Source organism: Enterobacter cloacae complex sp. P24RS, from assembly GCF_014982165.1.
Taxonomy (GTDB): domain Bacteria; phylum Pseudomonadota; class Gammaproteobacteria; order Enterobacterales; family Enterobacteriaceae; genus Enterobacter; species Enterobacter quasihormaechei.
This window is the reverse complement of the sequence record NZ_JADCKU010000021.1, coordinates 62,908-68,907: the sequence shown is the minus strand read 5'-3', so window position 1 is coordinate 68,907 and position 6,000 is coordinate 62,908. Positions and strand designations below refer to the sequence as shown.

Sequence of the window (6,000 nt, the reverse complement as noted above, 5' to 3'; positions counted from 1 at the left end):
CAGAGTGTGCTCCGGATAGACTAAAAGTGTTACCTATGTTCCCGGTCTGATCTGTCACCTATGTATCCGGTCATACAACAGCGCCACCGGGCACAAAAAAACCGGCTCAACGCCGGTTTTTTTATTACCACAGCATCAGAACTGGTAGGTCAAGCCCAGCGCAACGATATCATCGCTGCTTACGCCCAGTTTATTATCGTCATCGATCTGGTTGATTTTATAATCAACAAACGCAGACATATTTTTGTTGAAATAATATGTCGCACCGACGTCGATGTATTTCACGATATCTTCATCGCCGATACCTTCGATATCTTTGCCCTTAGACTGCACGTAGCCCAGAGATGGACGCAGACCAAAGTCAAATTGATATTGCGCGGCCACTTCGAAGTTTTGCGCTTTATTCGCAAAACCGCCGGAAATAGGGGCCATGTTGCGGGTTTCGGAATAGATAGCAGCCAGGTAAATATCGTTGGCATCGTATTTCAGACCGGTCGCCCAGCCTTCTGCTTTTTTACCTTCGCCGCGCGCCTGAAGGTTTTGCTCGTTGGTGCGATCGGAGCTGGCATATGCACCAATCACAGAGAAATCGCTGCCGCCAAAGTCATAGCTCAGAGAGGTACCGAAGCCGTCTCCGTTTTGTTTCTTCACGTCGCGGTTTTCATTTTTGCCCTGGTATTGCAGGGTCATATTCAGACCGTCAACCATACCAAAGAAGTCGGTATTGCGGTAGGTAGCCAGGCCGGAGGCGCGTTTAGTCATGAAGTTATCGGTCTGTGCCAGGCCGTCACCGCCGAACTCAGGGAACATATCGGTGTAGGCGGCGACGTCATACAGCGCGCCCAGGTTACGACCGTAATCCAGAGAGCCGAAGTCTTTCAGTTTCAAGCCAGCAAATGCCAGACGTGTTTTTTGAGAAGAATCGCTTTCTGCTTTGTTACCCGCGAATTCTGCTTCCCAACGTCCGTAGCCCGTCAGCTGATCGTTAATCTGCGTTTCACCTTTAAAGCCGAAACGAACGTAAGTCTGGTCACCATCTTTAGCGTCATCATCACTGATGTAGTGCATTGCTTTTACTTTGCCGTACACGTCCAGTTTATTACCGTTTTTATTATAAACTTCTGCTGCGTGAACAGATGCGGAAGCAACTACGCCCATTACCACTAATGCCAGAGTGCTCTTTTTCATTTTCAATCCTGATTTTATACAAACGCGCTAATATTCGCTGAGCAATAAGATTCAACTTATTACCCCGTGAAAAACAGGAAGGGTTTTATCGTCCGTGGGTGAAACTTTTATGACAAAGTAAGAATATGTCTAAAAAAGTATGTTTTAATTTTTCGGTAATAAAATTGTCAAAATCTGCCGCTACGCTTCCTGATCCCGCGCAACAAAGTGACGGGTGATGTGCTAAGGCAGTTGGCAACGGGGCTGACACCTGTTAAAACGTCTGACTGACATCATTTTCCCTTATTGTTGAACGGCAGAGAATCATGAGTGACAGCCAGACGCTGGTGGTAAAACTCGGTACCAGTGTGTTAACGGGCGGATCGCGCCGCCTGAATCGTGCCCATATTGTTGAGCTTGTACGTCAGTGTGCTCAGTTGCATGCCGCAGGGCATCGTATTGTGATTGTGACCTCCGGGGCGATTGCCGCCGGGCGTGAACACCTGGGCTACCCCGAACTCCCCGCGACGATCGCCTCCAAACAGCTGCTGGCCGCCGTGGGACAAAGCCGACTCATCCAGCTCTGGGAACAACTGTTCTCCATCTACGGCATTCATGTGGGGCAGATGCTGCTGACGCGCGCGGATATGGAAGACAGAGAACGTTTCCTTAACGCCCGCGATACGCTGCGCGCGCTGCTGGATAACAATATCGTTCCGGTCATCAACGAAAACGACGCAGTGGCCACCGCTGAAATCAAAGTAGGCGATAACGATAACCTCTCTGCGCTGGCGGCGATATTGGCAGGGGCCGATAAGCTGCTACTTCTGACCGATCAGCAGGGGCTGTTTACCGCTGACCCGCGTTCCAATCCACAGGCAGAACTGATCAAAGACGTTCACGGCATTGATGACGCGCTGCGCGCCATCGCGGGTGACAGCGTTTCTGGGCTGGGCACCGGCGGTATGGGCACCAAGCTCCAGGCCGCGGACGTGGCGTGCCGGGCCGGTATCGACACCATTATTGCCGCAGGCAGCCGCCCTGGCGTCATTGGTGACGTGATGGAAGGCATCTCTGTGGGCACGCGCTTCCATGCCCAGGCCTCCCCGCTGGAAAACCGAAAACGCTGGATCTTTGGCGCGCCTCCGGCTGGCGAACTGACCGTGGATGAAGGCGCTACTGCCGCTATTCTGGAAAGAGGAAGCTCATTACTTCCAAAAGGAATTAAAAGCGTGACAGGTAACTTCTCGCGTGGTGAAGTGATCCGAATCCGTAACCTTGAAGGTCGCGACATCGCTCATGGCGTCAGTCGTTATAACAGCGACGCGCTGCGTCGGATTGCGGGTCACCACTCCCAGCAGATCGACGCCATCCTGGGTTATGAATATGGCCCGGTTGCTGTGCATCGCGACGACATGATTATTCGTTAAGGAGCCTGAACATGCTGGAACAAATGGGCGCAGCCGCGAAAGCCGCCTCTTATAAACTGGCGCTCCTTTCCAGTCGCGAGAAAAACCGCGTGCTGGAAAAAATCGCTGATTATCTGGAATCTCAGTCGCAGGAGATCCTGCTCGCTAACGAACAGGATCTGCTGGAAGCGCGCCGCAACGGCCTGAGCGAAGCGATGCTCGACCGCCTGGCGCTAACCCCGGCGCGTCTGAAAGGTATCGCCGACGACGTCCGTCAGGTGTGCAACCTCGCAGATCCGGTAGGGCAGGTGATTGACGGTGGCGTGCTCGACAGCGGGTTACGTCTGGAGCGTCGCCGTGTGCCGCTCGGCGTTATCGGCGTGATTTATGAAGCCCGTCCAAACGTGACGGTGGATGTCGCCTCCCTGTGCCTAAAAACCGGTAACGCCGCCATTCTGCGCGGCGGGAAAGAGACCTGGCGCACCAACGCCGCGACGGTCAACGTCATTCAGCAGGCGCTGGAAGAGTGCGGCATACCGGCGGGCGCCGTGCAGGCAATCGAAAGCCCCGATCGTGCGCTGGTAAACGAGATGCTGCGCATGGACAAATACATCGACATGCTGATCCCACGCGGCGGCGCGGGCCTGCATAAGCTGTGTCGTGAGCAGTCGACGATCCCGGTGATCACCGGCGGTATCGGCGTGTGCCATATCGTGGTGGATGACACCGCAGAAATCGCACCTGCGCTTAAGATTATCGTCAACGCCAAAACCCAGCGTCCAAGCACCTGTAATACGGTGGAAACGCTGCTGGTGCATCAGGGCATCGCCAGTACTTTCCTGCCTGCGCTGAGCAAGCAGATGGCAGATAGTGGCGTCACGCTGCATGCGGACGAGAAGGCTTTCGCCCTGCTGAAGGACGGCCCGGCGACGGTTGTTCCGGTTAACGCGGAGCAGTACGACGATGAGTATTTGTCGCTGGATCTGAACGTGAAGATGGTTGCAGATCTCGATGACGCCATTGCGCACATTCGTGAACACGGCACCCAGCATTCTGATGCGATCCTGACGCGCACCCTGCGCAATGCCGATCGTTTTGTGAATGAAGTGGATTCGTCTGCGGTTTACGTGAATGCCTCGACGCGCTTCACCGATGGCGGCCAGTTTGGTCTGGGCGCGGAGGTGGCTGTGAGCACTCAGAAGCTGCACGCCCGGGGGCCGATGGGGCTGGAAGCGCTGACCACCTACAAGTGGATCGGCTTCGGTGATGATACTATTCGTGCGTAAATAATCGCGGGTGATGCAAAAATAGCCGTTTGATTCAAAAGGGCATTGACGCATCACCCGGTTAGATCTACTCTTTTGCCCCGTGGTTACGCTCGTAACCGGCCTCTCAGGGCCGATATAGCTCAGTTGGTAGAGCAGCGCATTCGTAATGCGAAGGTCGTAGGTTCGACTCCTATTATCGGCACCATCTCATATCACATACTTACAAAAGATTTAAATAAACTACATTCTCCTCTTGTACTGTATTTGTGACATTGCGGTCAATAATCGCGCCAATTTTGCTAGCGAGCTTGGGGAGATGACCGGCGGAAAGGTGAGCGTATCACTGGACCATTTCGATTGACTCCCATCGAACTATTTCCTGCAACAATTCCAGATTGATGATGTTCGAGCGGCTTAAGCCAGTAGAAAGCGCAAACTCTACGACTGACTTAAGCGGCTCCGGACATTCATCATTCAACCTTCTCGCCTCATGAGGTTCAAGCCGTCTGAAACGTTTGTTCTTTGGTTGAGGAACTTTGAGGATTGAATCGGCACGGATCTAACAGACACCCGTAGTCATTTAAGATGACTTAAAGAGAGGTGCCCATGAGAGGTAGGCGTTATCCTGAAGACTTTTAAAATGAAGCGGTAAATTTCTTTACTGACTGAACGTCAGTAGCGTAACGGCCCACTAGCTAGCTAACGTAGCTACAGCGGGCATGGAGAGCGTAGTAGTTAGAGTAAGCCATTGAATACTTGAAATGTGATCCATATGTTAAATTTTCTTGAAAAAAATTAATTCTTGGTCATAATCTGCACACAAAATGTTAACATGTGTTTAATGCAATTATGGATCAACAAAGAGAATCCTGGCCAGATGCAATTCGCGCTCTTGCGTGTTTAATGGTTATCATCTTGCACAGTTCTGTGTGGTATGTGGTTTCATATGGAAAAATCCCACTTTCTGACTGGATGTCAGGGAATATAGTCGATTCGTTTGTAAGACCCTGTGTGCCGCTATTCTTTATGATTTCAGGTTATATTTTTCTTGGAGAAAAGAAAGTAAAAGCCAAGAATATATTACGAATTCTGTATTGTCTTTTATTTTATAGCGCGCTGTGCATAATTTATATGTTAGCTACCGACCGCTATAACCCGACAGAAAGAATATTAAATATACTTTCTAAGCCAGTATTTTATCACTTATGGTTTTTTTATACTTTAATTGGTTGCTACATACTTTTCTCTTTCCTTAAGGTTAGGGATGTTGGATGGTATATTGTTATAACTATATTATTGGTTGTGTTTGTTCTGTTAAATCCGTTCACTTCTAATTTATTTAAATTCGTCGGGATTAGATATTACGGAACTTTTCTTATAGATGGTGGATTTATCTATAATTTTATATATTGTGTGTTGGGGTATTTTTTTGGAAGAATGGACACAAGAAGAATTGGAGTTTTGACTCCAGTTGTAGGGTATCTTATTTTTTCAATGCTTACAGCATACTTTATTTATTTGCAAAGTGATAATTTCAATAGGTATGTTGGTAATTTTTACAGCGGAAGTTCTCCTTTCGTAATGGGCGCCTCGCTGTGTATTTTCATTTTCTTGAAAAACTATTACTCAGATCGTAGTGTAAATCCAGTCATAAAATTGATATCAGGTGCATCATTACCTATTTATGGTGTTCATGCCCTGGTTTTAGATTATTTTGTAATGAGAGGTTATCGATCTTTAGATAAACCAGTATTGGATATGTTTTTAATGTCAATTTCCGTTTTCTTATTATCTTTACTAATAGCATTTTCAATAAAGGCAGTTGATAGAAATAAACTGGTTTCATAACAAGATAAAATCCTGGGGGAGTTTGATTCCCCCATTTTATTTAAACACATATCTTTTAGTGCCATTTATCCATGTGATATTTATCCCTGTATGGTGGTAAATTTAATATCGATCATTAGAAACTACTGGTGGTATATTATTTGAATAAACTAGAAAAATTATTTTCTCGTCCGGCCTGGAAGGTCGGGTAGCTGATTATCGGATGATGACATTCTCCAGCACCAAAGCCTCGGATTGAGTTAAAAGGTATTTACGGGATGAATAATAACACCTGATTTTTGTAAGTGAATAGCCAGAGCTAAATATGT

Annotated in this window: 4 protein-coding genes, 1 tRNA gene and 1 pseudogene; 4 read left to right on the top strand and 2 right to left on the bottom strand. The window is 48.3% G+C overall.

The window, feature by feature from the left end:
• Positions 1-135: 135 nt before the first annotated feature.
• Positions 136-1,188 (bottom strand): phosphoporin PhoE, encoded by a 1,053-nt coding sequence (phoE, locus tag INF58_RS19075; RefSeq protein ID WP_063869149.1) that lies wholly within the window; start codon positions 1,186-1,188, stop codon positions 136-138.
• Between the two features lie 305 nt (positions 1,189-1,493).
• Between phoE and proB the strand changes: the two genes are divergently transcribed.
• The 3 genes from proB to INF58_RS19060 all read left to right on the top strand — a co-directional run bounded on the left by proB (position 1,494) and on the right by INF58_RS19060 (position 4,049).
• Positions 1,494-2,597, top strand: coding sequence for a glutamate 5-kinase (gene proB, locus INF58_RS19070; protein WP_063451759.1), 1,104 nt, complete (start codon positions 1,494-1,496; stop codon positions 2,595-2,597).
• 11 nt (positions 2,598-2,608) lie between these two features.
• A complete protein-coding gene (gene proA, locus INF58_RS19065; protein WP_193528305.1) occupies positions 2,609-3,862 on the top strand; it encodes a glutamate-5-semialdehyde dehydrogenase in 1,254 nt (417 codons plus the stop codon).
• Positions 3,863-3,973: 111 nt separating this feature from the next.
• Positions 3,974-4,049 (top strand) — tRNA-Thr (locus INF58_RS19060).
• 144 nt (positions 4,050-4,193) lie between these two features.
• Here INF58_RS19060 and INF58_RS21115 read toward each other — a convergent pair.
• Positions 4,194-4,388: pseudogene (locus INF58_RS21115) on the bottom strand (hypothetical protein); the annotation flags it as partial.
• A 290-nt stretch (positions 4,389-4,678) separates the two neighbouring features.
• Between INF58_RS21115 and INF58_RS19055 the strand changes: the two are divergent.
• Entirely contained in the window at positions 4,679-5,692 is a 1,014-nt protein-coding gene (locus tag INF58_RS19055; protein ID WP_193528304.1) for an acyltransferase family protein, read from the top strand.
• The last annotated feature ends 308 nt before the right edge of the window (positions 5,693-6,000 follow it).

Excerpts from the sequence above, each read along its gene's own strand:
- phoE (WP_063869149.1), bottom strand. The coding sequence starts at position 1,188 with ATGAAAAAGAGCACTCTGGCATTAGTGGTAATGGGCGTAGTTGCTTCC.
- proB (WP_063451759.1), top strand. The coding sequence starts at position 1,494 with ATGAGTGACAGCCAGACGCTGGTGGTAAAACTCGGTACCAGTGTGTTA.
- proA (WP_193528305.1), top strand. The coding sequence starts at position 2,609 with ATGCTGGAACAAATGGGCGCAGCCGCGAAAGCCGCCTCTTATAAACTG.